Here is a 25532-nt window from a genome sequence, read left to right as displayed (position 1 = left end):
TCTTCGGAAGACCTCGACCCTCACCCGGTCACCAACACGCCGCCCCCCAGTCACACCACCACTACACCCTTAATTGTGAAGAGCTACTTATCTACACCGTTCACAACCTCCTGAGGAAGTACAACTAGTGGCGATCGCCTACCTCTGACCATTGCAGAGCATTGGCAAACGTGATGTAGCAACATTAAAAAGACTGAGGGGAAGACCAGAACCAGACAAAAGCTGTTCATCTTCAATTCCAGCCTCATTGATCACTTCACGGGCTCGAGGGAGCATCGATGGCGCTTCAAGGGAGGAGATTCTGCCGGGTTCGGCTCTACGCCAACCGTTCTGAGACATCCGAATCATGGCATTCCTATACGTCACGTCTCCCATGACGCCCAGCGTACGAGCCCGATAGAGAAGCGCAGCGAGGCTGACGCCCCAATGTTCCTTTAGCTCCGCGAGTTTGGCCCAGCCCCGACCAGCAGTCGTTGTGGGAAGATGCGGCCCGATCTCCTCGGCTGGCATCAGGAACTCTGCAGCGAATCGATTGGCTTGATCTTCTGCTACCTTCCCGCCGGGTTCAGCATCCTGGTGCATGATCAGGTGTCCGATTTCGTGGGCAACATCGAAGCGCTGTCGGTAGTAGTCGTCTTTCATAGGATTGAGCACGATGATCGGACGCATGTCGGTGTGCAGGGAGTAGGCATCAATCGCCGCGATGCCAGGTTCGCTAAACACAACGACCACACCAGCGCGTTCCGTCAGCCGGACGACGTGCTGGATCGGCCCTGGTGTGACACCGAAGAAGTCCCGGGCTTCGTGCGCTACTTCCTCTGGTGAAGCATCAGCTTCATCTGGAGCCACGGGGAAATCGGGCAGCAACGTCTTGGGGAACTCAACGACCTTCTCGAGGAGTTCGGCGATTTCCGTGACGAATTGGCCGTATGCTTCCGCCTCATCCTGAGCGATCTGCGGGGTTGAACGCAGCGAACGGAAGTGTGGCTTCTCGACGCGGGGAGGGGCTCCTCCGGCGAAGAACTGTGGATCGACCCTCAGCGCTAACGCCAGCTTGGCCACTGTTGCTCGGCTGGGTTGCTTAGCCCCGCTCTCCCAGCCCGTAACCGATGCTGGCGACATCCCTATCAGGTCTGCGAGACGAGCTTTCCGAAAGCCAGCGAGTTGTCGCGCCATCGTCAGTCGCCGTCCGTTGAAGAGCGACGTGGCGTTGGCAAGCGTTTGAGCCGTGCGTCCCGCGCTAGCCATTCGAAGTAACCGTGTCGTCGCCTGTCTGTGCCTTCTTGAGGCGAACAGCAATCTCCTCAACCTGAGTCGAAGGAGCATCACCCGGAAGCACAGGAGGCAGGTCCCGTCCTGTCAGCTCAGGAGGTGTACCGCCGCCAAGCAGCTGACGACGCCAGTGCCAGCATGAATCTCCCCGGAACTCGGGGTTCTTGCTCTGACCGATGTAAAGCTCAAACTTGCTGGTGATCGGGTCGTAGGAGTGTGCTGCGACGAGCGTCACTCCTTTGAAGTCATCGTCGTCAGGAATCCCAGTGATGGTCTCCAGGCAGAAGTCCTCATCCGAGAAGAGCGTGTCCTGGGTGATGAAGGACTGCGATGCCAAGCACCGTTTCGCCTCACTCCGTTCTCCCCACTTGATGTGATCGACCTCACCATACTTAAACGACTGCAGCAGTATGCGATAACCGTCAGCCGCCCATCCCGGCGAACGCTTGTAGTCGCTTCGACTGACACGATCAGGGGGAAGTAGCGGCATTGCCCGCCGCGCTCCTGGCGTGATGCCGTGCCCGAGGATGTCTTTACCGAGATTGCTAACTCCGTCGGGAAGGGTATAGCGCCCATTGGCGGTCGCGCGGTCGAGAAGGTCGCGGAGGTACACGAAGTTGTGGATGCCGATGATCATCTGATCATGGCCGGCATCTTCGTCGTAGTCCTGCCCCGTTCGAGCAAACGCCGCGGAAGCAGCCCACATGAGCACCTTAAGCAGCCCGGAATGATCCAGGCTCTCCAGCGCATCGTCTTCTGAGGTCACGCCTTCCAGAGTAGCACACAGTCAGTATATGGTGTATTGAATTTTACTTTCGGCGTGTCATCGGTAGCTTGAGATCAACTCTTGAAGAGGGATATCACGTCATGCCGACACGGACGCACCCGCTGGGGTCACAAGCGCCGGAGCGCCTTGCGGCCGAACGATCACCACCTGGCGTCGCGCCCGAGTGATGCCGACGCGCAGTAGACGCCGTGCTGCGGCGCGCTGCGCCTCGGTGTCCGTATCGCGGAAAAAGCTGTCCTGGTACTTCCCTTCGACGAGCAGGACACCGTCGAATTCCTTGCCCTTGGCCTTGTGAGTCGTCATGATCACACAACCGCGAGGGTCACGCTGGTCGGATTGAAGCCGACTCGCCTGGAGTGCACGACGTACCAGATCGGTGGCCCTACTGTAGCTGCCACGAAGATCCCACGCAGAAGCGAGTCGGCTTCCGATCTCGTCGGTTGCGCGGAAGAGCCGGACGAACTTGACCTTTGCCAGCAGATCTGACAAGTCGTTCCCGGCATCGAGCAGATCACGCGCGCGCACCCAGTCTTGTGCCGGATTACCCCGAAGCACCAGACCGCTGTCGTACGAGGCTGCAAGAACTTTGGCACTCTTCAACCGCTGCGCCTCACCTCTGCGCACCTGATCAGCGGCTGTCCGGTACCGCTCGCTAGTCTGCCGGGCGGTCTTGCTCGCCCTGGCAGCATTCTTCGCGTCGAAGTAGTCGGCGATGCGGTCGAAGGTCTGGCCGAGTGCAATCTCCTTGGGGTGGCTTTGCCACTCCAGAACCGAGGCCACCACTAGTGCGGCCGCTGCGGTAAGGTCGGCGTCCCACAGCACGTCGTGCTCGACGGGTCTGATTTGCCGACTGTTGAAGTTGTGTTCCTGCCCGAGGATCGTCGATAGTCTCCCGACGAGCTTGTTCGTTCGTGCGAGTACGACGACCGAAGGATGGGCAATACCCGCTTTGCGAAGCGAGTCGAGCATCCAGACGACGCCAGCGTGGGCGACGCTTTCGAATTCCCCCGGCCAGTACGAACACGTGATCACGTCCTTGGTGTCCGGCAGAGGTCGATTCGTAAGCACGGCGTCGGCGTACCGCAGGATGCCAGCGTTGGGGCTTCGGTGATTCTCCCCGCTGAGATCGAACTCGGCTGGATTGAGGTGGGTACGCAGGTGTTTGAGGCGCTCTGGATCCACCCGCGGATCGTAGTCGAAGATCCGCTGATCCGGGTCGGCCATGAACATGGTCTTCGAGCGTGCGGAGAGCGCCTTGACCAGGTCCCATTGCGCATCGTCGGTGTCCTGGAACTCGTCCAGGATGATTACGGGATACTTGTTGGCGAGCAGGGACGCTATCGACGCACTGCCAGTGACGAGTCGGGCAGCGGCCGCGGCGAACTGACTGAATACGTAGCGGCCTTCATCACGCGCGAGGTGTTCGGCTTCAGCGTTCCAGTCGCCGTCGAAGGCGGCCTTGACGAGATTCTCGGCGCCGGGATAGAGAATGCGCGGAGCGCGTCCAGTGAGCAGACGACCATGCGCTCGCAGGATGTCCATCGCGAACGCATGGTACGTGCGCACCACAATCTGGCGACGCTCTTCCGATCGCAAGATGTCTCGGCAGCGGATTTCTACCTGCCGGACGGCCGCTCGGGAGAAGCTGAGGAAGAGGATCTCCTGGCCTGGGTACAGGGCGGGGAGCGTTGCCTGGGCTTTCAGAAGAGACAGCGTGGTCTTGCCGGAGCCTGGGCCGCCGATTACTAGGACGGGAAAGTCATGATCGAGCACTCCTTGGGCAGTCTTGGAGAGCTGCACCTTCATAGCAATTACTCCTCGTGCTCTGCGGATTCGGTCACCGGTGCAGCCACGTCATCCAATGCCAGTTCAGGCTCGTCCTGGAGCTGTTCGTTGATAGTGAGAAGCGCATCGCGGATGAAGGCAGGCAGGTCAGCCTCGGTCTGGCATTGCTCGATGAGCGTGCCACTGTACCCGAAGCCGTACCCATCGCCCTTGCGGGCCTCCAGCACCTTCGCTGCCAGTGTTGCCAGGTCATCGTCAGCAGTCTGCTCGGGCACGTAGGGGTGGCTTGTCGGATAGTCATCGCGTTGCACAACTGCGTCGAGGAAGCTCCGCAGCACATGCGTCGGAACCTGCTTCACGAGGATCTGTTCGATGCCCGTCTCCGGCGACTCCCAAAACTCGTCGAACGACTTGATGTTCTCCGTCGCGTCCCCTGCATCAGGGGCGTTCAGCTTGTCCCGCATGCCATAGACCCGCTTGCCGAGAGCTTTGAACATCGGAGCGTACCGCGGCACTTCGCGGTCGTTACCCGCGTTGAAGAGGGTGACGCCAGCAAGATCGACGTGTATGTAATCGTCGCGGAACTGTTCGAGCGCCGATGAGACCGCGTGCACGGCGACCATCTCCGTCTGTCCCTCGAGGACGAACACGGCGCGGCTCAGGATTGCCTCGGCAAACTGGCGGCGCTGCGTACGGTAGCTCTTCGGTTTGACATGCTTGGTATCGATTGGTGCACCGATGAAGGTATCCCCGTCACGGGATAGGATTACCACGTTCTTCGGGTCGAACTGCTCGATCACGTAGGGCGAATGGGATGTGACGATCGACTGTCCCATTTGCTGTACCACGTACTTGGTCACGCGCCGCTGGGTGTGAGGAGGAAGCGCAATCTCAGGCTCCTCCATCACGAAGATGACCGATTGATGTTCCTTCAGATCGGCGATGATCGTCAGCAACGCGAAGACCAGCAGATTGATCGAGCCTGTGCCTTGCTTGGCGAACGGCACCGGATGGTTGCTTGGTTGCGTCGCGACGAAGAGTCGGACGACCTCGCGTAGGTGCTCGCGCGTCAAGTCTGAGGCGAAGAACCCCACAGAGTTCTCACCTGGAGAAAGGTTCACGAACTTGTCGAGGCGCGTGCGGATGTTCTCACGGATGACCTTGAGTTGTTCGATCTCTCCGATCGCCGGATCAAGGCCTTGCAGCGCCCCAAGCGCGTCCTGCCACATCTTCGCTGCGCCCTCACCGCCGAGCCGGAGGATTGTGTCGAGCAGCGAACCGCGCTGCAGGCTGAGCGCACGAGATCCGGTGCGCAGCGCTCGCAGGAAGATGAAGCCACAGAGTCGCTTGTGCGCACGGTTGAACTGTGCGCGGCCCGAGCCGAGTGATGCACGCGCGTCTTCATCGAGTTCGTCAAATTCGGGTAGCGGATGATCGAAGAACGTGTCCCCGATGAAGTCGTCCTCTTCACGGTCATAGCGCCCGACGAAGATGATGGGAAGCGCCCAGACAGTTCCATCACCATCAGTAGATTGGAGGCTGTCCGGTTCCTCGTCAATGAAGGAGAGTTCCTCGTCATCCCAGCGTCGCACGTGCTGGAAGAACCGGCGTAGCTGCTCATCCGAAAGGTCCGTGAGTACGGCGCGAACGCGAATCTCGCGTGAGTTACCCTCGTCGTCAAGGTAGGCATCGTGGGAGAAATCGTGTTCGTCGATAATTGGACGACGATAGAGGCGCTCTGGCCTCAAGACCAATTCTAATGCCTCGCACACTGTGGACTTGCCGATATTGTTTCCGCCGACCAGCAAGGTGTGCTGCTGGAAGACCACACGTCCCTTTGTGATTCCGCGAAAGTTATCGATCTCAAGTTGTCTGACCCTCATGACTGAAGTCCTTTCTGAACCGTTCTGGGTTTGGGTCTGTCTGATGAGTGGTGTGTGGGATCTGGTGGTTTTCATTAATGGGTGGTTGTTTCGAACCGTCCGGCGAAGGTGATCGCGAACGCGTTCAGTGTGGGCTTTCATCTGGTCATTCAGTGTGCCCTCCCACTGCTGGTGGGGTTAAGCGACCGCGTCACCACGTACACGCACTTGATCGCCGCGGCCTCGTTCGGGAAGTGCCCGCACGCCCTGACGGTTCGCCGGTGGCGGGCGTTGATCGACTCGATCGCGTTGGTCGTGCAGATCACCCGCCGGATCTCGACGTCGTAGTCCAGGAACGGCACGATACTGCGCCCAGGAAGAGCGCCAGAGCTGCACGATCACCGGATACCGTTGTCCCCACTCGGCGGCGAACTCCTCGAACCTGTCCCTTCGCCGCTTGCTCGGATGGGGCCGTGTACACGAGCTTGAAAGACTTCACGATCGCGTCCCGATGCCGTTCGGCGTAACGGAACGAGTTGCGGATCAGGTGGACGATGCACTGGTGCACCATCGTCTGTTCCCAGGTCGTGTTGATCGCCTCGGGTAGGTCCTTGAGCCCGTCGCAGACCGCGATCGTGTCGACGAAGATGACCAGGTAGAGCGCATCCAGCGGGCCAGAGGCCCACTCGGCGAGTTCGCCGGTGACCTTCTCCGCGATCCGCCTGATCGCGTCTTTGGACACCCTTGGCCCCGTAGACCTCGTCGAAGTGCGCGGCACTCTCCCCGCTCGTCAGCCCCCCGCGGTCAGCGACACCACGATCTGGTCAATGCCATCCAAGCGGTGCTTGCACTTAAGGACGATCACCGGTTCAAACGACCCATCCCGATCCCACGCAACCTCGATCTCCACCGGCCCGATCTCGGTCACCACCATCTTCAAGCGGGTGCCGTTACGCATGTGTGACCCCGGCGGCGCCCCGCCATGCTCGTAGCCCAAATGCTCGGTCAGCTCGGCGTTCAACGCGATCTCGAGGACATTCTTCGTGAACTGGTTCAGCAGCCCTCCCAGGCCGACCAGGCTCACACCTTGCTCTATCACCCGCGCCAGCAAACACTCGGCGAAACCCTTCTAATCGATGATCTTCCCCATCACAAGACCAATCACCACCTCTTCCAACAACTCGATCACGTCAGTCACGACCATCTCCATTTCGAATCAAGCCGAACCCCCCACACACCGCTCTTCAAACAGCCCCGATCGGATCGTGGCGACTGTGCGGGCGTATCGAGAAGTACGGCATGCCTCGAGCGCGTGGGTGAACCGCGCTGTTTACACCAATGCTACCGTCCTGTTCCGGATTCGGGTGATTCCCGGCCTAGAGGTCACTGAGGCGATGGAGATCACCACGTATGACGGCCAGTTCGTGATTGACGTAGTCGAGGTGATCGGCCGGTATGTCGAGATTCTTGCCCACCAATCCGTTCCAGAAGCTGTTAATTAGTTTGCTTCACTGAAGATACGTCTCTGCTCAGCCAGATAATCTTCCAGGCTTGTTAGCTGTGCCAATTCAGGTTGTTGTAGTTGTTCCGAAGAGTTGCGAAGAATGAAATTTCGACTGTATTCAATGAGGGAATCTAAGGCCTCACCCTCGAGAAGCTCATTGATTGGCTTGCCAGTCACTTCACGTAAGTCCACGAGTGCTTGCTGGAGTTTGTCGATAACAGAAAGATTCATATCTTGAGCCACGATCGCTTCAAAATAAGCCGACAGAGCTTTGTGGACTTGTATTTCTGCTTTTCCTAGCTTTCTCTGCTTGATTGTTTTGACAGTGATAGCCGTACCGACTAGAGCAACAGTTACTACAACCCCTGCTACTAAAGCTCGCTTGTTGGTTGCGGCCAACTTGCGGGCTCGCTCCAATGCTTTGTCAAGCTTTGGAGGGGGAACTTCTTTTAAGTGAGTAACGATGTGTCCTGTCTCGTTGCGAACAATTCCTCCATATCGAACCAACTTGCCATCTGCTAGACCAGCTTCAATATGTGGGGGAATTACGAAGGCTACCTGTTCAACCGACATAATTTTGCTCCTCGATTTCGCTTTGATTACTGACAACTGATCTTGTCAAGAATTTTACAGATTTGCTGATACGAATGGACCTCAATATGGCACGCGCGCAGATCAAGCTACCGGCTGCGTTTATTGACTCACTCGACGCCGCCTCCGTCCTTCTTGATACGGCGGCTGAAGACGTCCTCCCTTGACCGTACGAATGAACCAGGTAGCACCATGACCACCACACCATACCATTGTTGGAACGCATCACCGTGGCGGCTGACGGGCTTGGGTTGCCGATTGAGGTTGGCCTGTTCACCGCCACACCGTTGCCGGACACCTACCTCATTGCCACGCCCTTAGCTGACCTGTTCGACGTGTTCGCCGACAACCAGCCCGGTGTGGAGATCGAGGAAGTACGCCTCGGCCTATTTACGAAAGGTAACTACTTGGCTGAGCGTGACCGACTCACTATCGCACTGCTTGAGGCGGGGCTGACGGTAACGGCTCGTCGCTATGTCGCTTTCGAACCTGATACCGGATACCACCACTACGGCATTGATCTCGCCAGCCACAACTTCTACACCCTGCAAGAATCGAAATGACATTAACTGTCAAGCCCCAATACCTGCGAACTACCCAAATACTGGGTCGAAGGAGTCCTGCCCGTGATCATCGATCCTGAGGTGTTTGACGCGGTACAAGCCGAGATCGCCCGCCGTCGAGAAATAGGCCCGGCAGCAACCCCGTCAAAAAACACTGGGTGCTTCACAAGCAAGATCACCTGCCCAGCCTGCAGGTGTAACTATCAACGCAAAACCCGCACGCGCACAACCATGCCCAACTACAAATTCTGGCGCTGCCAGAACGCCTGCAAAGGACACAGCAACCCGTGCGGGAGCCACAACCTGCGCGAAACCATGCTTGAAAACCTCATGTCCGACATCCTCGGCTTCGACCACTTCGATGAGGAAGCGGTCGCAGAACACCTCGACGTAGGTGTATCCCGATCGGCTCGAGATCTCCCCGACTGACGGCACCACCGTCACTACCGGCCTGGATGAGAAAGGACATCTGCGATGACACGCACCGTCACAACGATCCCCGCCACCAGACCCCTAAGTGGCAGAAGGTCCGATGGCGAACCGCTACAGGCAGTCAAACGTGTCGCCGCCTACGCCCGGATGTCTGAAGTGTCGTGGGTTTGTGAGAGGTGTTGATTTACGTAGGGGGATAGTTTCAGGTCGTGGCTGATGTGAAGTGTGGTAGGGAGACCAATAGAGCGTGTGCTGTGCTTGTGCTACGAGGCGCTCGCTGGAGGTGGTTCCACTAAAGCAGGCGCCCGATGCACGATCGGCGGCATGGTGGATATCACTCCAACTACCCTCCACAACTGGATACGGAAATGCTGAAGCAAAACAGGCTGCCGGCACGGCCCAAACCGAGCAGGAGAAAGACGCTGAGCTTGCCCAGTTGCGCAAAGAAAACAAGCAACTGAAGGAAGCCAACGAGATCCTGAAGTTGGCCTCGGCTTTTTCGCCCAGGCGGAGCCGGGCCGCACACGCAAATAATCGTGGATTTCCTCCACACGTACCAGCACCAGTTTTCCATCGAGCGGATGTGCCAAGTTCTACGACAATCAATACCAGATCTCACCAGCAACGTACTTACCGCTACCAGGCGCGTCTCTTCGGGCCTACACCTGTTGAGTTGCGCGACGCGTATGATGCCAACCGATTGGTGGACATCTGGACACGCAACAGGCGTGTCTACGGTCGACATAAGCTGTGGCGTGCAGCCACACGCGCTTTTCACAGATGAGGATGTAGGGCGGTAGCCGGGTCGGCTGCTGCGACTGCTGGGTATTTAGGGTGTCCTGCGGCGCAAATCCACGCGTACGACAGTCGACAATCCAATACCCGTTGCTTTGTTGGTGGTCCCTGGTGGTAGGTGCCGGGGGTTGGGCCAGTTGCTGCGGGCATGATGTCTTGCCCCTGTCTCCAATGATCCGGGGAGTGTTGTCACCCGCGGCACTCGGGCGCTGGTGACCGCTGATAATGGGGAACGGCCCACTGGGTGTGAGGTCTTTCGCAGGCGTGGGTGCGGGGCCGGTCGTCCACCGGCTGGCCCCGCACCCATTTAAGCCAGAGGCAGCAGGAAAGATGGATATCGAGGATGTCGAGGTCTTCATCGGCGTCGACGTGGGCAAGGCAGAGCGCTGGGCTACGGCCCTGAACCGGGACGGGCGGAAGGGTCTGTGACACGGCCCTGCCCAACGACGAGGACCGGCTGCGCGAGGTCTACCAGCATCTACGAGAGAAGGGACGGGTGCTGGTGGTGGTCGACCAGCCCGCTACCATCGGGTGAAGCGTCTTGGGTTTTGTTCTGGTCCGGTTTGGGAAAGGATCGGTGTTGTGGCATGACAGTAATTCGATGGAGTTCCGCCAGCGGGCGGTTCGTCTGGCCGAGGAGCGGATGCGGGTAGAGGGGGGTGTCTCAGTGGTTTGCAGCCGTGGGGGTCGGCGAGATGTGGGGCTGTCTGCTCGCACGGTTCGTGGGTGGCTTCGCGGACGCGATCTGGGAGAACACTTAGAGACGCGCAACGGTGAGGGGAAGGATCTTCAGGCGGAGAACACGCGCCTGGTTCGCGAGAATCGCAAGCTTCGCCGACTTGACACCGGGCAGCGCCAAGACCGACGCGAAGGACGCTGCCATCATCGCCAACGCTGCCAGGACCATGCCCCACACCCTGCGCTCCGTGAGTACCTCGGACGAGGACGCGGCCGCCTTGTCGATGCTGACTGGCTTCGACCTGGACCTGGCCCGCCAGGTCAACCAGACGGCCAACCGGATTCGGGGTCTGTACACCCAGATCCACTCCGCCCTCGAGCAGGTGCTGGGGCCCTGGCTGGAGCACGACGCCGTCCTGGAGGTCATCGCCGCCTGGCCCACCCCGGCCGAACTGAGACGGGCGGGCAAGGCAAGGATTGACGCCAGGCTCAAGAAGCACGGATGCAGGCGGCACGCCACCTGGGCCGACCAGATCGTCTCAGCCCTGGAGCGCCAGAGCGTGGTGGTCGCCGGCACCGACGCCGCCGCAGTGGTGCTGCCGCACCTGGCAAGCCAGCTCATCGCCCTGCACACCCAACGGGCTGATGTCGCCGCCCAGGTCGAGACCCTGGTGCAGGCCCACCCTCTTTACCAGGTCCTGACCTCCATGCCCGGGATCGGGGTCAGGACCGCCGCCGTCTTCCTGGCCGAGACCCTGGGCAGGACCTTCGACACCGGAGCAGCTGGCCTCCTACGCGGGCCTGGCACCGGTGACCAGGAGATCGGGCTCCTCCATCAGGGGCGAGCACGTCTCCCACGGCGGCAACAAGAGACTCAAACGCGCCATGTTCCTATCCACCTTCGCCTCCCTGCGCTCCGACCCCGTCTCCCGGGCCTACTACCAGCGCAAACACGACCAAGGAAAACAACACAACCAAGCCGTCCTCGCCCTGGCCCACCGCCGCATCCTCACCCTGCACACCATGATCCGCAACGGCACCCCCTACAACCCACAACCAGCCACAAAACTACCCACCGCCGCTTGACACACCACATAGGAGCACCCCTGATTCGCTGACCACTGTAAGCGGGCGTGGTCGAGTGTTACTCGGCCGGATCACTGGTGGGTGGCAGACTTACCTACGTCTACACCCAGCAGGGAGTGTGCTATGTCGCTTTCATCGCCGACGTCTGCTCCCGGAAAATCCTCGGATACGCCGTGTCCCGATCACAACAGACAGATTTCGTGCTTGACGCACTACGACAAGCACTCAGCGTACGAACCCGCCCCAACCCCCACTTCAGTCCTGTGGGCATTATCCACCACTTCGATGCAAAGGTCCCAGTACACCAGTGAGAGCCTGTGGGCCCTGCTTGCTCGAGAGCGGCTGACCGGCTCCACCAGCACAGTCAGTGATGCCTACGATAACGGGCTGATGGAGTCGACCATCGGCCTGTACAAAAGTGAGGAGACCCACATCCACAACCTCACCCGGCCTACCTGGCAAGACGTCGAGGCCACCACCACCGAATGAGTCTACTGGTACAACACCGAACGTATTCACGAATCCATCAGCTATATAACACCCGACGAACACGAAACCTGCCACCACCAAACCCCTCCCAGAAGGGAACCAACCAAAAGTCTCAGCAGCTTAAACACCCACACTCACAAAACCAGGACGAATCAACACCCACCACTCACCCCTCAACACCGCAAGGTCCAAGCCAATCTTCCACCGTAAATTACAAAAAGCCAGTTGCGCGCGTTTGGGCGGACGGGGGATGCGCGAACATCTTCATCGGGCCCCGTGGGAAGTCGTCCTCGTCCCCTGTCATCCGCTGGAAGGGTAGGCCGTCACCAGTGGAGCATCTGAACTCACCATGCCGATCGATGTTGACTCCGCCGTCAACATGCTGCTCGACTACCTCTCGCAGAATCCCGAGGAGACAGCCATCGCAGTAGCCGGACCCCAATTCCACCCCACAATCGCGACAGCACCGGAGCCCTTGCCCGCATTCGCCTGAATACTTTTTGGAATCTTCGGTCACTTTGCCGCTACCAGGTGGACACTGCGCCGCTGCGAGATCGCGGTGTTGTGGGATTCGGGTCTTTTGGCCATCGGATGGGGTCACTAGTCGGCCAAGTTGGCCCGGGGTGAGGAAGCTCAGACCGAAGGCAACTGAAATGTTCGGCTTGTTGCTTCAGGTCTCTCTATTGTCGAACGTGCGACAAAAGCGGTATTCTGTCTTACAGGGGAGGTTGAAATGGTATCGGTGACCGTGCGAGTGGATGCTGAGACAAAGCAGCGAGCCGCTGAGATCGCCGAGGACTTCGGTTTCGATCTCTCATCGGTGACGCGTGCCTTCTACCGTCAGATCGTGCGCGAAAACCGCATTCCGCTCACTCTGAGCTATGGAGAGCCGAATGCGGAGTCCCTCGCCGCGCTCGAAGAAGCCCGCGAAATCGGTGCGCGCGGCACATCCCGCTTCGCTGATGCCGACGAGATGTTCGAGGCTCTTGGAATCTGAAGGAACCCATGCTTCGAGCGGAATACACCTCGCACTTCGAGCGTGATGTGAAGCGGTTGAAGAAGAAGCACGCTGACCTTGACCTGCTTAAAGAGGTCGTCCGCTTGATTCTGACGAATGACGAAAACTCGCTCGCTGAGCTTCGACGCCGTCGTCGCATGCACGAACTCAAAGGACGATGGTGCGGGTCACAAGAATGCCATGTGGCAAACCTTGGTGACTGGTTGTGTGTATGGCAGGTCAGTAGTCACACTGCAGTCTTCCTCCGCACCGGAACTCATGACCAAATTTTCGGATAGCCTCCTTCGGTGCCCCACATGCGAGCGACCGCGACAGCACCGGAGCCCATCCCTGCATTCGCCTGAGAAAACGCCCGCCCTTCTCCTCGTGCACACTCCTGGGATATCGTAACCCCATGATCGCCTGACGCTTTCGGCCCCGTCCGACACGCTTCCCATGTCCGCATCGATGCGCCCAGGAGCCCCCGTGCCCGCGATCACCCTTACCGACCTCACCTTCTCCTACACCGCCGAGTCCCTTCTCGACGGCGTCTCCTTCACCGTCGTCAACGGTGAGCGCGCATGTCTGATCGGCCCGAATGGCTGCGGCAAGTCGACCCTCCTCGCTCTCGTCACCGGCGACCTCGCCCCCACGCGCGGCACCGCTGAGATCACGGGCGTCGAGGGCGGGGCCGCGGGCCTTCGACGCGCCCCCGACGTTCTCGCCATGACCGGAACGGTCGGCGACTACCTCGATGCGGCGACCGCACCTGTCCGAGCGCTCTCCACCCGATTCGACGAAGTCAACGCCGCCCTCGCCCAGGGCCCCGCGCCCACCGAGGAACGCCGCCTCGCCCGCGAGTTCGACTCCCTCCTCGCTCACATGGAGGCAGCCGACGTGTGGAGCCTCGACGCGCGCATCGAAACCACCCTCGCGGGTCTCGACCTCGCTGTCCTTGCAGGCCAGGAGGGGAAGGCCCGCGGCCTCGCGACCCTCTCACCCGGGCAGCGCGGCAGGCTCGAACTCGCCGCCACACTCCTCGCCTCGCCTTCCGTCCTCGTCCTCGACGAGCCGACCAACCACCTCGACGCCGAAGCCGCCCACTACCTCTCAGAACTCCTCAGGGCCTTCAACGGGCCGATCCTCTTCGCCAGCCACGACCGCGCCTTCATTGACGAGACCGCGACCGTCCTCTTCGACCTCGATACCGCGCCCTGGCAGGCGCTCCTCACCGCGACCGGCCAAGCCCCGCTCGCAGGCGTCCAACGCTGCGCGGGAGGCTACGCCGACTATCTTGAACGCAAGGCGAAGGCCCGCGCCGGACACGCCGAATTCCACGCCGCCCAACAGGAGGAGAAGAAATCCATCCGCGCGCACCGGCGCTCCGCCGAGGACATCAAAAAGGGCGGTGTCCGCCTCAAAGAGGCGACGCCCTTCCAGCGGAAGTTCTTCGCCGACCGGGCCTCGAAGACCATGACGCGCCGCACCCGCAACGACGACCGGAAGATGGAGGCCCTGGAGTCGCGCGAGGTCCGCAAGCCCCGCGAATACCTCCTGTCAATGGACCTGCCGCCGGTCGGGGAGGCGAGCGGCGCGGTCGCCGTCGCGATCCGGAATGCAGCCGTTCCCGGCAGACTCGCACGCGTCACCCTTGACGTGTGTGCCGGAGAGCACCTGCTCCTCACCGGAGCGAACGGCGCCGGAAAGTCGACGCTCCTGCGGTGGATCGCAACAGGCAGTGCTCCGACCGTCGATTCGACCGGCACCGTCGACCTGGGCGGTCGCCTCGCCCTCGTTCCCCAGCGCCTCCCGCAACCGGGCGACCCCGGACTGGATGCCGAGACCTGGGAGTCGGGCATCGGCGAAATCGGAGCGGGCATCCTCCACCCCTCGATGTGGCATCGCAGCGTCGCGGAGCTCTCGGCGGGCAACCAACGGCGCGTCCAGCTCGCCCTCGCCGTCGCCGCAGCGCCCGAGATCCTCATCGTTGACGAGCCGACGAACTACCTCGACCTCGACTCCATCGAAGCTCTGGAGAAGGCGCTCGCCGACTGGAACGGCACCCTCCTCATCGCAAGCCATGACCGATGGCTCCTCGACCACTGGACGGGGGAGAGGATCGAGCTGGAGCCGGCCGGGGGAGAGCTGAATCCAGGGTGTTCCGATTCGTGAATCGGCAGGTCGTCGAATTCAGATCTGGCGAACTCAGGATTTCACAGTTGAGGTTCGAATGCGCGACGCTTGATCAAGCGAGCCGCTACGAGCGTCTTCGCCGGATCAGAAATCGTGGACAAGACGGAAATGCCTATTGACTGTGCGACCATCGTGTCGTGATGAAAGAGCGTCATCGGGTGAAGCGCGAGGCGAAGCGCAGCCTCGCAGATGCGGAGCGGACGGTCCTTTGGACACCGCCCGAGCGCTCCTGTCTTGATTCTGTTGACCTGATTTCCTTTCATCCGACTGACGACTTCCGCTTGACCATCGAAGTACGTCTGTGGACTCTCAACGGACGTATCGCCGACTTCTATGCGGCGGTCATGTGGGGAGAAGTTGAGAGCTTCTCCGCTCCGAAGAAGATCGCTTCAGCGGACTGCAGGCACCACGGCTCGATTCACTTCCACGATGAAATCGCCTTCCCTGACCATGAACAATTCGAGCCATTCGCACCGCTGCGCTCGATCAATGATGTAACGGACTACTACGACAGGGCGATCGAAGCACTCATCGACTTCGCTGATACAATCATTCACAGAGAGGAGATGGCACGATGAGGCGCACCGTTGATGAGAAGCGACGCGAGCTCTTGAAGAGGATCATGCATGAGTTCGGACGCAATCCGAAGGCCCTGCCTGCCGTCAACGACCTCGGGCGACAGTTCATCGTCACGGCCCTCGGTGAGGAGCCGGTGAGCGCACTGTTCGCGCGCGTCCGCGCCGCCGGAGGGTACGCGAACGTCTTCATCAGCACTCGTGGTTCCGTTGTTCTCCTCCCCTTCATCCGGAAGGAAGGCGCTTTCGAAACGGGTGAAGAGGCTGATCTCTCCATGCCCGTCGATGCGGACTCGACCGTCGATATGTTCCTCGACTACTGCGAGGTCCACCCGGAGGGGATCGTCCTGAAACTCGCGGGCCCACAGCACCTGCCCGCTGTGGCGGCGCATCCCGAATCCCTGGAAGCCTTCGTCTGAGGGAGAAGCGGGGCCGTTGTCGTCGTTTGGTGACAGGGCGGCTTAAACGGCGTATCAAACCCTGGGCTGTACGGCGTTTCATCTTGGCCTGCAGACCGCGGCAAAGCGTCAGGCTCGCCTCAGTGCCACTCCCACAGCGCGGAGACGGGCAGGCCGTAGAGGCCGGGGGCGAAGTCGAAGCGACGTTCGCCCATGCCGAGAACGTATCCCGCGATGAAGCGATCGCCGACCTTGTCCTGAAGAGCGCGCAGTCCCTTGAAATGCTCCGTGTGATACGTGCTCGACGCCCTGACTTCAACACCGATGACGCGGCCGTCTCCGAGCTCGAGCACCAGATCCACCTCGACCCCGTTGCGGTCCCGGAAGTGGAAGAGGGTGAACTCCTCGGTGCTCCACGCCTGCTGCTTGAGGAGTTCGCCGGCGACAAAGGCCTCCAGGTGGCTGCCGATCGTATCGGAGGCGAGGTCCTCGAGTTGGGACGCGGTCTGCCGGGTGAGACGCAGGGCGAGGGCGGGATCGGTGACGAATGCCTTGGGGCGACCGACTTCGCGCTTGGTGAGGTTCGGCGTCCACGGGGGGAGGAGATCGACGAGGTAGACGGAACGGAGAACATCCAGGTAGGCGTCGATTGAATTCGCGGGGATGCGCGCCTGTTCGGCGACGCGGCTTTTGACGAGTTCACCTGCCTGATTAGCGGCGAGCAGTCCCAGGACGGTTCGGATTCGAGACGCTCGTCCCCCCGAGGGCAGACTGACCGCGTCCCTCGTGAGGATGCGGTCGATGTAACTATCGATCCAGACGGTGCGCATGCGATCCGGCATGCGTTGAATCTCCGGGTATCCGCCGGACGCCAAGGCTCGCGCGTAGTCCGGACGGGCCCATGTGGTCGTGGAGGTGAAACGCTCTCCGCTGGCCGCCATAGCAACGAAATCGTCGGTGCGCCCGGCCAACTCGCCTTGGCTGAACCCTCGAAGATTCAAGGTGACGGCCCGTCCCGCCAGGGAATCGGTTTGCCCCTTGACGTTGAGCAAATCGGCGGAGCCCGTGAGGAGGAAGCGTCCGGCCCGGCGATTGCGATCGATGCTCGCTTTGATCGCGAGGAGGAGCTCCGGGTAGCGTTGCACCTCGTCAATGACGAGGGTGCTTTCGGTGAACTGCTCGACGAATGCGCGCGAATCAGCCTGGGCCGCCGCCCGAGTACTCTCGTCATCCAAGGTCACCGCGAGATGGGGGATGTTGCGGACGAGTCGGCCGGCGAGCGTGCTCTTCCCGACCTGCCGGGCGCCGGAGATCACAACGGCGGGGAAGGCGCCGAGCATGTCCCGCCCGAGGGATTCGGCGTGTCGACTGATGAGGTCCATGGCCTCAGTCTATACCGAATTCGTGGTTCCGCTGCGCTATTTTCGTGGTTTCGCTGGAGTAAATCCGTAGATTCGCTGAAGCGTTTTCGTGGTTTCGCTGCATAATTTGCGCAGGTCAACATTGATTTAATGACTTTAGACCCCTGCTTCTGCTTCGCCCTGAGTGCCCCGATCCTCTCGCGCACCGTGGGAATGGCCTGCTGCCAGGAGTCGACGAGGTCGGTGACGGTTTCGACCTCGGGAAGGGTGATAAGCGAGTAGGTCGCGTCGACGAGGAGTTCTCGCTGCTCGGGCGTGTGCTCCACCAGCCAGGCCGACACGATCGCGTCGATCCTGCGCGCGTCGAAGCTGAACCCGTTCGCCCTCGCGAAATCCTCTCCCTCGACGACCCAGGAGAAGGGGTCGTGCTGGAGGGGACCCAGGTTCGCACCTCCTCGGGAACGAGGTTGTCCCGCCCGGTCAGGGATTCGACAGTGTCACGGTGACGTCGCCCTCGCCCAAGGCTTCGCGCAGCTCCTCGGCAGTGATGCCGTTGATCCTTCCCAGGCGGGTGAAATGCCACGAGTTGGTGTCGTAGTAGATCGTGAGTTTGTCGCCCTGGTAGAGGATCACGTCGCCCGGTTGGGTGGTGATCTGCTCGTCGCTCGTTGGAAGAGGCCCGGGCAATGACGCAACTTTTTCGAAGCCGCCATAGTCACTCATCGCGACGTTGATATCGCCTCCGGCCAGCAGCTCTGTGAGCGCCCTGGCTGACGCGTTGTCGGCGAGCGTCACCGGTAATGCATGCCCGTTGACGGTGATGATCATGTCCGCGTACTCCTGTTCGTCGAGGGGTGGCAGGGCGGATGGCGCACCGGCGTCCGTGGGTGCGGTCTCAGGGGAGGTCGGTATCAATGATCGGCCGGAGTCCGCGGTCTCGGTTGAAGCAGTCGACTGACAGGCCGTCAGTCCGAGCGCCATAGCGCCGACGAGGCCGAGGACAGTGAGCCTCATCCGAGGTGCTCGGTGAAGAAGTCGGTGATCCGGTCGAAGGGGATCGCATCGGAGTCCCCACCGTCGTAGAGATCGACATGGCTCGCGCCGGGAACGATGACCAGCTCCTTGTTGTCGCCCGTGAGCAGTTCGAAGGCGCCCTCGCCCATGTAGCGCGAATGAGCCAACTCTCCGTGCAACACCATGACGGCACTTTCGATCTCGGAGGCGAACTGCAGAAGATTGGTGTTCATCCACGACAGGTTCGAGGTGGTGTTCCACCCGTCGGTGGAGTTGCCGGAGCGCTCATGGAAGCCGCGCGGCGTCTTGTAGTACGAGTGGTAGTCGACGACGAACTGCGGAGCGTCCTCGGGCAGAGGATCAACGACACCACCGGAGCGCTGGTAACTGCCCGTGATGTAATCCTCGGTGCGCTGCGCAGCCAGCGCCCTCCGTGCAGCCATGCGATGCTCGGTGGTGTCCTCGGAATCGAAATATCCCTTCGTTGCCACGCGGGTCATCACGTACGAGGTTGACGCCAGCGTCGCCTTGATACGGGGATCGAGCGCCGCAGCGTTGAGGGCGATACCGCCCCATCCGCAGATGCCGATGATTCCGATGGCGTCGGCATTCACATCGTCGCGCGCGGCGAGGAAGTCGACAGCCGCCGAGAAGTCTTCGGTGTTGATGTCGGGGGAGGAGACGCGGCGGGGGGTGCCGCCGCTTTCTCCCGTGTACGAGGGGTCGAAGGCGAGGGCGAGGAATCCGCGCTCCGCCATGTGCTGGGCGTACAGACCCGAGGCCTGCTCCTTGACGGCTCCGAAGGGTCCAGATACGGCGAGGGCCGACAGGGGAGCCGAGGCGTCCTTGGGGATGTAGAGGTCGGCCGCCAGTTCAATCCCGAAGCGATTGTGGAAGCTGACCTTGTGATGGCGGACGGCACTGGAGCGGGGGAATGTCTTGTCCCAGTCGGCGGTCAAGTCAAGCGGTCGACGAGTGTTCGTAGACACAGACATTGAGGCCTGCCGTGTGATCGAGTGTCTGAAGCGATCGGGCCTGTCGATCAAACAGATTAAAGACTTCATGCACATGGTGGTCGAGGGCGATGCGACCCTCGGTGACCGGCTTGCCCTGTTTCGCGGACGTCGCAAAGTGGTCGAGCAGGACATCAGGGAACTGAAGCGGGTGCTGGATGTGCTGGACTACAAGATCTGGTACTACGAACAGGCCGTCGCCAATGGGAGTGAGAGCGCCGTGGGGTCGTTGCCCATCGACAAGATCCCAGCGCGGCACCGGGCTGTCCAGGCGTACCTCGCCGGTTCACGGCAGGAGTGAGCAGTCGAGCGCATCTCCGTTCGATTCCAGGGTTTCCGATCCATTCCTGTCGTACGCGCGCCGCTGGTACCGATCGCTTCACCGACCTCACGCCCCGGGGCTTCCCAGCACCGCTACTGCGCTCCTTCCTTCGCAGATCGCAGTTCTTTGATCGTCGTAGACAGCTGCTGGAAGCCCGCTTCGGCCAGGCCCCTGAGCATGTCCCACATGAACGTCTTCGTATCCGGATCCAGGGCGGCGATCTCCGAACCGATGGCGGACAGGAGCGTGGGCCACTGCTCAATGAGGTCGTCGATTGTGCGCACGCCGGGCAGGGTGATGAGGCTGTAGATCGTATTGACGAAGCGTTCCCGCTCGACCTGGGAGTGCTCTGCCAGCCATGCGCTCAGTGTGTTGTCAATATGGCGTGCATCCGCCGTGAGTTCATTGACGAGGGCGAAATCGTCGTCCTCGACCTCCCACGAGAAGGGGTCGTGCTGCCACAATCCGATCCGGGTGCTCTTGATGATGCGCACGTCATTCGACTGATCGAGGAGCATTCCCACGATCGACGACTGGGGGACCGTCTTGTCGATCCTGTCCGCGATCGCGACAAGATCGTCACTCGTCGAGTACTCGGTCAAGAAGCCCGGCCCGTCATGGGAGTAGACCCGCACGAGCCTGTCGCCCGCCTCGCGCCGATTCGCGGCCGCCGCATAGATCGCAAGATTTCCGCCCTTCGAATGCCCACCGATGAGGATCTGACGGTGCGAGGCCGCTGCGAATTCGCGAACGTACCGGGCGGCCGCCACCTGTGCGGGCACGGGGCACTGGAACGCCATATTGAAATCCTCTTTCCAACCGACGAGGGTGCGGTCGGTCCCCCTGAATGCGATGCAGGCGAGGTCGTCTCCGATGAGGAAGGTGCAGGCGGCGAATTGCAGTTGTTCGGCGTCCTCGATCTGCTCGACGCATCTCGACACCCTCACCTCCCTGAATCGGGGGCTCGCGGCGAGGGCAACGAGGAGTTGGCGACTCTTATCCGGATCCCACAGACTCGGGAAGTAGGAGCCGAAATGTTCTGCGAGGAGGAGATCGCGAATGGGAGCGCCCGAGGGCGAGCACACCTCGGGAACGCATGAGGAGACTTCGAAGTGGGTGAACCAAGAGAAGATGAGGGAGTCGACAGGAGTGAAGGACTCGACGCTCAACGGGTCGAATGCCCGCTCGGCATAGGAGACGATCGTGTCCACCGGTATCCCTTCCCGCTGATCAGCCCCGCACAACACGGATAGTCAAGCCTATCCCCCTTCGCGGGGAATCAGGCGGTGGCGCCCCACTAGCAGTGCCGCACAGATGAGGGAGACGCCGGTTCCCATAGCAGCGCCGCCGACCACATCGGTGAACCAGTGCGCCCCCAAGTACAGGCGCGACACTGCGATGACAACGATGAGCAGGCATGCGCAGCCCCACACGACGATCACGCGTCCATATGAGGCCGCATATGCACCCGAGGCGATCACCCTCGCAGAAGTCAGGGCGAGAATCGCCGCGCACACGGCGAAAGACGCTGCCGCAGTCGTATGCCCCGAGGGGAAAGAATGGGACAACTCCACCACCAGGCGCGCATCCTCAGGGGGTCGGACCCTGCCCAGGAGGATCTTGACCAGGGAGGTCATCGCAGAGGAGAAGCCCATGGCGATGGGGATGAGGAGTCCGGCCCGTATCGACTTCGATATCCACCACACGACCGCGCCGACGACGACAGCCTCGCCGACGGCGACCCCGGGAGCGAAGAGAGCGGTCGCCCCGCGCATGACGGCCGTGGCCATGGGGAAACGCGAGTCGACGAAGAACTCGAAGATCGACTGATCGAGTGCGACGACGGGCGCGAGAGTGACGGTCGTGCCCAGCAACATGACGAATACGACGAGGACGGCGCCCCAGACGACGAGCCTGCCCGGCGCTGCCGACGCACGCGACGCAATTCGGGGCTCATGCACGGTGAATCCGCCCATCGACGTTCATCCACCGTCGCCGGGGCTCGCCCTCGAACATCGGCAGGCAGCAGTCGGCGAAGCGCGCAGTGGACCCGCACGGGCAGGGAGCGGAGCTGTCGCGTCGAGCGTTCTGCATAGTCTCACAGTAGCGGGGAGTCGTCGCGGGGATCCCATTAAGACCTGTGCGCCGTGGGTGCCGCTTGCTACAAAAGAATCCCAAACTGGGGCGGCACTGTACGCTAGAACCGTGACGACACAGATCGCAATCCGACTGCCGAACCAGCTCGTCGCCTACCTCGACGAGACAGTCGCCCGGGGTGATGAGAAGAGTCGCGCCTCATTCATCGCCTCTGCCGTCGAAAGGGAGATCCGACACCGGGCAGCCCATGAAGATGCGAAGATCCTCGCCTCCCGAGGAACTGAGGATGACCTCGACGGCCTCGTCACCTGGACGGCATCGACCGCCGTATTCGAAGACTGACCATGCGAGAAATCCGCCTCGCCCACCTCGATAAGACTCGTCCCGTCGTCATTCTCACCCGCAACCTCGCCCTCGAAACCATGACGAAGGTGACTGTCGCTCCGATGACAACGACACTCAAAGGGCTCTCCAGCGAAGTGCCCGTGGGCGCCCTCAATGGTCTCGACCACGGGTGCGCGATCGCTGTGGACAATGTCGTCACCATCCCGAAGAACCTGATCGGACGATTCATCGGCTGCCTCACCGCTGAGCAGGAGCAGAGCCTTGCACGGGCACTCGTTCTGGCGTACGACCTGGAGATCACACTGGACGCCGAGTGACGTGTACGCAGGACAAATCCCCGCCTAAGACTGATCGACCGACTGCGCGGCACTCAGGCGGCGATGGTGGGAGGATAGTGGCATGACGACCCGCCCCGCGAACACCTCCGCCCAGCCCCGCATCGGGATCACCGGATCGACCGGACAGATCGGCGGCATGGTCGCCCGCAGCCTCGCCGATCGGGGGATCCCACTGACCCTTCTCGCGCGCACCCCCTCGCGCGCACCCGCCCTTGAGGGAGCCACAGCCGTCGCCTGCTCCTACGAGGACAGTGAACAGTCGCGCGCCGCCCTCGCCGACATTGATGTGCTGTTCATGGTGTCCGCGTCAGAATCCGAAGAGCGGCTCTCCCAGCATCTCGCATTCGTCGCGGCCGCAGCGGCTGCGGGAGTCTCCCACATCATCTACCTGTCCTTCCAGGGGGCGTCCGCCTCATCGACATTCACCCTCGCCCGCACTCATGGCGCCACCGAAGAGGCGATCCGCGCCTCCGGGATGACATGGACCTTCCTTCGCGACAGTTTCTACCTCGACTTTTTCGCCGAACTCGCGGGCGAGGACGGCGTCATTCGCGGCCCAGCCGGGAACGGCCGCTGCGGAGCGGTTGCGAGGGCGGATGTCGCCCGAGTCGCAGCGGCGGTCATCGCGAATGCCTCCGACTACGAGGGGCGCACCCTCGACCTGACGGGGCCCGAGGCCCTGACGATGGAGGATGTCGCTGCGACGATGAGCCGCGTCACCGGACGGCGCATCACCTACCACGACGAGACCATTGACGAGGCCTATGAGTCGCGGAAGAAATGGCCCGCCCCGCAGTGGCAGTACGACGCCTGGGTCTCCACCTATACCGCGATCGCGCGCGGGGAACTCGACCTCGTGACGAATGATGTCGAAGAAGTGACCGGCAGGGCCCCCTTGTCCTTCGAAGACGTGCTGCGCGCGCAGTAGCGGCAGTTCAGGCGTCCAGCGCGGAGACGATCTCCTTCTCGAAGGCGTCGGGCGCAGTCGTCGGCGCGAAACGATCGAGGACTTCACCATCGCGGGAGATGAGGAACTTCGTGAAGTTCCACTTGATCGCCCTGCCGAGAGCCGACGGGGCCTGCTCCTTCAACCACACCCACAGCGGATGCGTTCCACCGCCATTGACCTCGATTTTCGTAAAGAGGGGGAAGGTGACGCCGTGGTTGATGCGGCACACTTGCTCGACCTCGTCATTGTCGCCCGGCTCTTGGCCGGCGAATTGATTGCAGGGGAATCCGAGGACGATGAGCCCCCGATCGCGGTACGTCGTCCACAGGCGCTCGAGCCCGTCGAATTGCGGCGTGAGGCCGCACTGGGTCGCCGTATTGACGACGAGGACGACCTGTCCGCGATAGTCGGACATGGGCTGCTCGGTGCCGTCGATGCGCGTTGCACTAAAGTCATAGAAGTCCGTCATGCCCTCATCGTGCACTATCGTCCTCGCATGCGCATGTCGGGGGCGAGCAACGTCTGCGACACGCACGATCATTCTGCTGACATAGATTGCGGCAACGGGAAATCACGAGTCCCAGAGTGCGGTGAGGGGCATGGACAACAGGTTCTTGCCGTGAGTCCGCTGTCGACGACGGTTGGCATTGCAGTCCACTGAGAAGGCGACTCACCCAATCGTCGTGGCGCCCGGTGCTCTCACTTTGGCTGAATGGGTGGAGGCGAATAGTGAGGGCGCGCCCCGTCAGCGAGTCTGGTGCGTCGGGGATGCGCAGCAAGTTCGCCGACCCTGTGAGGAGGAAACGGCCCGGACCTCGATCACGATCAACCTCTGCTTTCAGGAGCAGGATCAACTGAGGACAGCGCTGAATCTCATCAATGGCGAGTAACCCGTCCCCTGCGGAGTGGAGGAATCCTTCGGGGTCGTCGGTCGAGTAACGACGAGTGAGGGCATCGTCCATCGTTGTGAAGGCAGTGTTATCTGACGGTTTACCGCATTCGGCGCATTGGAGGAATCGTCTCAGTCCGCATGGTCGGCAAGCCAGCGCTCGGCATCGAGAGCAGCGCGGCAGCCCGAACCTGCAGCCGTGATCGCCTGACGGTACGTGTGATCGACGGCGTCGCCGCAGGCGAAGACACCGGGCAGGTTCGTGCGCGTCGAGGGATTGTCAACCACGATGTAGCCCGCCTCGTCGAGGTCGACCTGGCCCTTGAGGAAGCCTGTGCGCGGCAGGTGCCCGATGGCGACGAAGACTCCGTCGACGGCCAGGGTCGACGTCGAACCGTCGAGCGTCGACTTCACGGTAAGGGCGGTGACCGTCTCGTCGCCGACGACCTCGTCCACCGTGGCATTCCACGCGAACTCGATCTTCGGGTCGGCAAGGGCGCGATCAGCCATCGCCTTCGAGGCGCGCAACTCATCGCGGCGGTGCACGACCGTCACCTTCGAGGCGAATTTCGTCAGGAAGGTCGCCTCCTCCATGGCGGAGTCGCCGCCGCCGATGACGGCAAGGGCCTTGTCCTTGAAGAAGAACCCGTCGCAGGTCGCGCAGTAGGACACTCCGCGCCCCGAGAGCCGGTCCTCGCCGGGGACGTTCATATGCCGGTATTCCGAACCTGTCGCCAGGATCACCGCCTTGGTGTAGAACACCTCATCATCGGTGGCCACGGCCTTGACATCGCTCGCGAGGGAGACTGTGACGACGTCCTCGAAGCGGATGTCGGCGCCGAATCTCTCCGCCTGCTCGCGCATCGAGTCCATGAGTTCGGGACCCTGGACGCCGGAGGGGAATCCGGGGAAGTTCTCGACCTCGGTCGTGTTCATGAGAGCGCCGCCCGCGCTTACAGCCCCCGCCAGGACGAGGGGGCGCAGTCCTGCGCGCGCCGTGTAGATCGCGGCCGTGTACCCGGCCGGACCCGAACCGACGATGACGACCTCGTGGATCTGCGCATCAGCGGGGATCGGTGCGGTGACATCGACGCGCGCTTCAGCGCTGGTCTCGACGGAATCGGTCGCGTCGACGTCAACGGCGAGGGCATTGGGGATGAAGGAGAAGGACATGGAGAACCAATCTGTTATCGGCGA

The 25532-nt window shown here is 61.4% G+C and carries 33 protein-coding genes and 1 pseudogene; 16 read left to right on the top strand and 18 right to left on the bottom strand.

What is annotated here, in order from left to right; genetic code table 11:
* Positions 1-138: 138 nt before the first annotated feature.
* From BQ7471_RS08620 to BQ7471_RS11495, 7 genes are all read right to left on the bottom strand, one after another.
* Positions 139-1248 carry a helix-turn-helix domain-containing protein gene (locus BQ7471_RS08620; RefSeq protein WP_076465595.1) on the bottom strand — a complete coding sequence of 370 codons (1110 nt, stop codon included), beginning with the start codon at positions 1246-1248 and terminating at the stop codon, positions 139-141.
* Entirely contained in the window at positions 1241-2038 is a 798-nt protein-coding gene (locus BQ7471_RS08615; protein WP_076465593.1) for a hypothetical protein, read from the bottom strand. The genes BQ7471_RS08620 and BQ7471_RS08615 overlap by 8 nt, the downstream gene beginning before the upstream one ends.
* Before the next feature lie 99 nt (positions 2039-2137).
* Positions 2138-3865: a UvrD-helicase domain-containing protein gene (locus BQ7471_RS08610; protein WP_076465591.1), complete on the bottom strand. Its 1728-nt coding sequence runs from the start codon at positions 3863-3865 to the stop codon at positions 2138-2140.
* A 5-nt stretch (positions 3866-3870) separates the two neighbouring features.
* Positions 3871-5727 (bottom strand): ATP-dependent nuclease, encoded by a 1857-nt coding sequence (locus BQ7471_RS08605; protein ID WP_076465590.1) that lies wholly within the window; start codon positions 5725-5727, stop codon positions 3871-3873.
* 149 nt (positions 5728-5876) lie between these two features.
* Positions 5877-6032 carry a transposase gene (locus BQ7471_RS11950; RefSeq protein WP_407922698.1) on the bottom strand — a complete coding sequence of 52 codons (156 nt, stop codon included), beginning with the start codon at positions 6030-6032 and terminating at the stop codon, positions 5877-5879.
* Positions 6029-6448 (bottom strand): transposase, encoded by a 420-nt coding sequence (locus BQ7471_RS11500; protein ID WP_205408277.1) that lies wholly within the window; start codon positions 6446-6448, stop codon positions 6029-6031. Before BQ7471_RS11500 ends, BQ7471_RS11950 begins: the two co-directional genes overlap by 4 nt.
* A gap of 48 nt (positions 6449-6496) precedes the next feature.
* Positions 6497-6790, bottom strand: coding sequence for a transposase (locus tag BQ7471_RS11495; RefSeq protein ID WP_205408276.1), 294 nt, complete (start codon positions 6788-6790; stop codon positions 6497-6499).
* A gap of 52 nt (positions 6791-6842) precedes the next feature.
* On the opposite strand from BQ7471_RS11495, the gene BQ7471_RS08595 reads away from it, so the two are divergent.
* Positions 6843-7208, top strand: a complete 366-nt coding sequence (locus tag BQ7471_RS08595; RefSeq protein ID WP_076465588.1) for a head-tail adaptor protein — start codon at positions 6843-6845, stop codon at positions 7206-7208.
* On the opposite strand, the gene BQ7471_RS11200 is transcribed toward BQ7471_RS08595, so the two are convergent.
* Positions 7205-7783 carry a hypothetical protein gene (locus BQ7471_RS11200; protein ID WP_129583402.1) on the bottom strand — a complete coding sequence of 193 codons (579 nt, stop codon included), beginning with the start codon at positions 7781-7783 and terminating at the stop codon, positions 7205-7207. The genes BQ7471_RS08595 and BQ7471_RS11200 overlap by 4 nt on opposite strands.
* Before the next feature lie 233 nt (positions 7784-8016).
* On the opposite strand from BQ7471_RS11200, the gene BQ7471_RS08585 reads away from it, so the two are divergent.
* The 11 genes and pseudogenes from BQ7471_RS08585 (at position 8017) to BQ7471_RS08540 (ending at position 16028) form a co-directional block, all read left to right on the top strand.
* Positions 8017-8364 (top strand): hypothetical protein, encoded by a 348-nt coding sequence (locus BQ7471_RS08585; protein WP_456236391.1) that lies wholly within the window; start codon positions 8017-8019, stop codon positions 8362-8364.
* 63 nt (positions 8365-8427) lie between these two features.
* Positions 8428-8793, top strand: a complete 366-nt coding sequence (locus tag BQ7471_RS11190; RefSeq protein WP_076465583.1) for a recombinase zinc beta ribbon domain-containing protein — start codon at positions 8428-8430, stop codon at positions 8791-8793.
* A 1128-nt stretch (positions 8794-9921) separates the two neighbouring features.
* Positions 9922-11355: pseudogene (locus tag BQ7471_RS11945) on the top strand (IS110 family RNA-guided transposase).
* A gap of 47 nt (positions 11356-11402) precedes the next feature.
* On the top strand, positions 11403-11666 hold the full coding sequence (locus BQ7471_RS11940; RefSeq protein ID WP_407922686.1) for a DDE-type integrase/transposase/recombinase: 264 nt from the start codon (positions 11403-11405) through the stop codon (positions 11664-11666).
* Positions 11641-11844: a hypothetical protein gene (locus tag BQ7471_RS08565; RefSeq protein ID WP_076463513.1), complete on the top strand. Its 204-nt coding sequence runs from the start codon at positions 11641-11643 to the stop codon at positions 11842-11844. Before BQ7471_RS11940 ends, BQ7471_RS08565 begins: the two co-directional genes overlap by 26 nt.
* Before the next feature lie 349 nt (positions 11845-12193).
* Positions 12194-12337, top strand: a complete 144-nt coding sequence (locus BQ7471_RS11365; protein ID WP_159438530.1) for a hypothetical protein — start codon at positions 12194-12196, stop codon at positions 12335-12337.
* Between the two features lie 240 nt (positions 12338-12577).
* Complete coding sequence (locus BQ7471_RS08560) at positions 12578-12841, top strand: type II toxin-antitoxin system RelB/DinJ family antitoxin (protein WP_076465582.1); 264 nt, start codon at positions 12578-12580, stop codon at positions 12839-12841.
* An 8-nt stretch (positions 12842-12849) separates the two neighbouring features.
* Positions 12850-13140, top strand: a complete 291-nt coding sequence (locus tag BQ7471_RS08555; RefSeq protein ID WP_076465580.1) for a type II toxin-antitoxin system RelE/ParE family toxin — start codon at positions 12850-12852, stop codon at positions 13138-13140.
* Positions 13141-13327: 187 nt separating this feature from the next.
* On the top strand, positions 13328-15013 hold the full coding sequence (locus BQ7471_RS08550; protein WP_076465578.1) for an ABC-F family ATP-binding cassette domain-containing protein: 1686 nt from the start codon (positions 13328-13330) through the stop codon (positions 15011-15013).
* 158 nt (positions 15014-15171) lie between these two features.
* Positions 15172-15612, top strand: a complete 441-nt coding sequence (locus BQ7471_RS08545; protein WP_129583400.1) for a hypothetical protein — start codon at positions 15172-15174, stop codon at positions 15610-15612.
* A complete protein-coding gene (locus tag BQ7471_RS08540) occupies positions 15609-16028 on the top strand; it encodes a hypothetical protein (protein ID WP_076465575.1) in 420 nt (139 codons plus the stop codon). Before BQ7471_RS08545 ends, BQ7471_RS08540 begins: the two co-directional genes overlap by 4 nt.
* A 119-nt stretch (positions 16029-16147) precedes the next feature.
* On the opposite strand, the gene BQ7471_RS08535 is transcribed toward BQ7471_RS08540, so the two are convergent.
* From BQ7471_RS08535 to BQ7471_RS08520, 4 genes are read right to left on the bottom strand one after another with little or no spacing between them, the layout of a single operon-like run.
* The gene (locus BQ7471_RS08535; RefSeq protein WP_076465573.1) at positions 16148-17389 is read right to left on the bottom strand and encodes an ATP-binding protein; all 1242 of its coding nucleotides are present in this window, start codon (positions 17387-17389) and stop codon (positions 16148-16150) included.
* Positions 17320-17811 carry an Mbeg1-like protein gene (locus BQ7471_RS11935; protein WP_407922697.1) on the bottom strand — a complete coding sequence of 164 codons (492 nt, stop codon included), beginning with the start codon at positions 17809-17811 and terminating at the stop codon, positions 17320-17322. The genes BQ7471_RS08535 and BQ7471_RS11935 overlap by 70 nt, the downstream gene beginning before the upstream one ends.
* A gap of 37 nt (positions 17812-17848) precedes the next feature.
* The gene (locus BQ7471_RS08525; protein ID WP_205408275.1) at positions 17849-18382 is read right to left on the bottom strand and encodes a cyclophilin-like fold protein; all 534 of its coding nucleotides are present in this window, start codon (positions 18380-18382) and stop codon (positions 17849-17851) included.
* Positions 18379-19341: an alpha/beta hydrolase gene (locus BQ7471_RS08520; protein ID WP_235821278.1), complete on the bottom strand. Its 963-nt coding sequence runs from the start codon at positions 19339-19341 to the stop codon at positions 18379-18381. Before BQ7471_RS08520 ends, BQ7471_RS08525 begins: the two co-directional genes overlap by 4 nt.
* A 49-nt stretch (positions 19342-19390) precedes the next feature.
* Between BQ7471_RS08520 and BQ7471_RS10850 the strand changes: the two genes are divergently transcribed.
* Complete coding sequence (locus BQ7471_RS10850) at positions 19391-19696, top strand: MerR family DNA-binding protein (RefSeq protein ID WP_159438529.1); 306 nt, start codon at positions 19391-19393, stop codon at positions 19694-19696.
* Between the two features lie 113 nt (positions 19697-19809).
* Here the strand turns inward: BQ7471_RS10850 and BQ7471_RS08510 are convergent, their stop codons facing one another.
* The 3 genes from BQ7471_RS08510 to BQ7471_RS11930 are packed head-to-tail and all read right to left on the bottom strand — an operon-like array spanning position 19810 to position 21811.
* Positions 19810-20928 carry a DUF2974 domain-containing protein gene (locus tag BQ7471_RS08510; protein WP_076465569.1) on the bottom strand — a complete coding sequence of 373 codons (1119 nt, stop codon included), beginning with the start codon at positions 20926-20928 and terminating at the stop codon, positions 19810-19812.
* A 48-nt stretch (positions 20929-20976) separates the two neighbouring features.
* Entirely contained in the window at positions 20977-21678 is a 702-nt protein-coding gene (locus BQ7471_RS08505; RefSeq protein WP_159438528.1) for a phosphatase PAP2 family protein, read from the bottom strand.
* The gene (locus BQ7471_RS11930; protein WP_129583398.1) at positions 21671-21811 is read right to left on the bottom strand and encodes an SEC-C metal-binding domain-containing protein; all 141 of its coding nucleotides are present in this window, start codon (positions 21809-21811) and stop codon (positions 21671-21673) included. The genes BQ7471_RS08505 and BQ7471_RS11930 overlap by 8 nt, the downstream gene beginning before the upstream one ends.
* Positions 21812-21922: 111 nt before the next feature.
* Here BQ7471_RS11930 and BQ7471_RS08500 point away from each other — a divergent pair, with 111 nt between their 5' ends.
* The 3 genes from BQ7471_RS08500 (at position 21923) to BQ7471_RS08490 (ending at position 23425) form a co-directional block, all read left to right on the top strand.
* Positions 21923-22156 (top strand): YlcI/YnfO family protein, encoded by a 234-nt coding sequence (locus tag BQ7471_RS08500; protein ID WP_076465565.1) that lies wholly within the window; start codon positions 21923-21925, stop codon positions 22154-22156.
* Positions 22157-22158: 2 nt separating this feature from the next.
* Positions 22159-22476, top strand: coding sequence for a type II toxin-antitoxin system PemK/MazF family toxin (locus BQ7471_RS08495; RefSeq protein ID WP_076465563.1), 318 nt, complete (start codon positions 22159-22161; stop codon positions 22474-22476).
* An 82-nt stretch (positions 22477-22558) separates the two neighbouring features.
* Positions 22559-23425: an SDR family oxidoreductase gene (locus BQ7471_RS08490; RefSeq protein WP_076465561.1), complete on the top strand. Its 867-nt coding sequence runs from the start codon at positions 22559-22561 to the stop codon at positions 23423-23425.
* 7 nt (positions 23426-23432) lie between these two features.
* On the opposite strand, the gene BQ7471_RS08485 is transcribed toward BQ7471_RS08490, so the two are convergent.
* Genes BQ7471_RS08485 through trxB form a run of 3 tightly spaced genes read right to left on the bottom strand, consistent with a single transcriptional unit; the run spans position 23433 to position 25508 of the window.
* The gene (locus BQ7471_RS08485; RefSeq protein ID WP_076466314.1) at positions 23433-23915 is read right to left on the bottom strand and encodes a glutathione peroxidase; all 483 of its coding nucleotides are present in this window, start codon (positions 23913-23915) and stop codon (positions 23433-23435) included.
* A gap of 4 nt (positions 23916-23919) precedes the next feature.
* Positions 23920-24471 (bottom strand): AAA family ATPase, encoded by a 552-nt coding sequence (locus BQ7471_RS11925; RefSeq protein WP_407922696.1) that lies wholly within the window; start codon positions 24469-24471, stop codon positions 23920-23922.
* A complete protein-coding gene (gene trxB / locus BQ7471_RS08475) occupies positions 24468-25508 on the bottom strand; it encodes a thioredoxin-disulfide reductase (protein ID WP_076465557.1) in 1041 nt (346 codons plus the stop codon). The genes BQ7471_RS11925 and trxB overlap by 4 nt, the downstream gene beginning before the upstream one ends.
* Positions 25509-25532 lie beyond the last annotated feature (24 nt).

The organism is Actinomyces mediterranea (assembly GCF_900155595.1).
Taxonomy (GTDB): domain Bacteria; phylum Actinomycetota; class Actinomycetes; order Actinomycetales; family Actinomycetaceae; genus Pauljensenia; species Pauljensenia mediterranea.
This window is presented reverse-complemented; position numbering and strand designations above follow the sequence as displayed.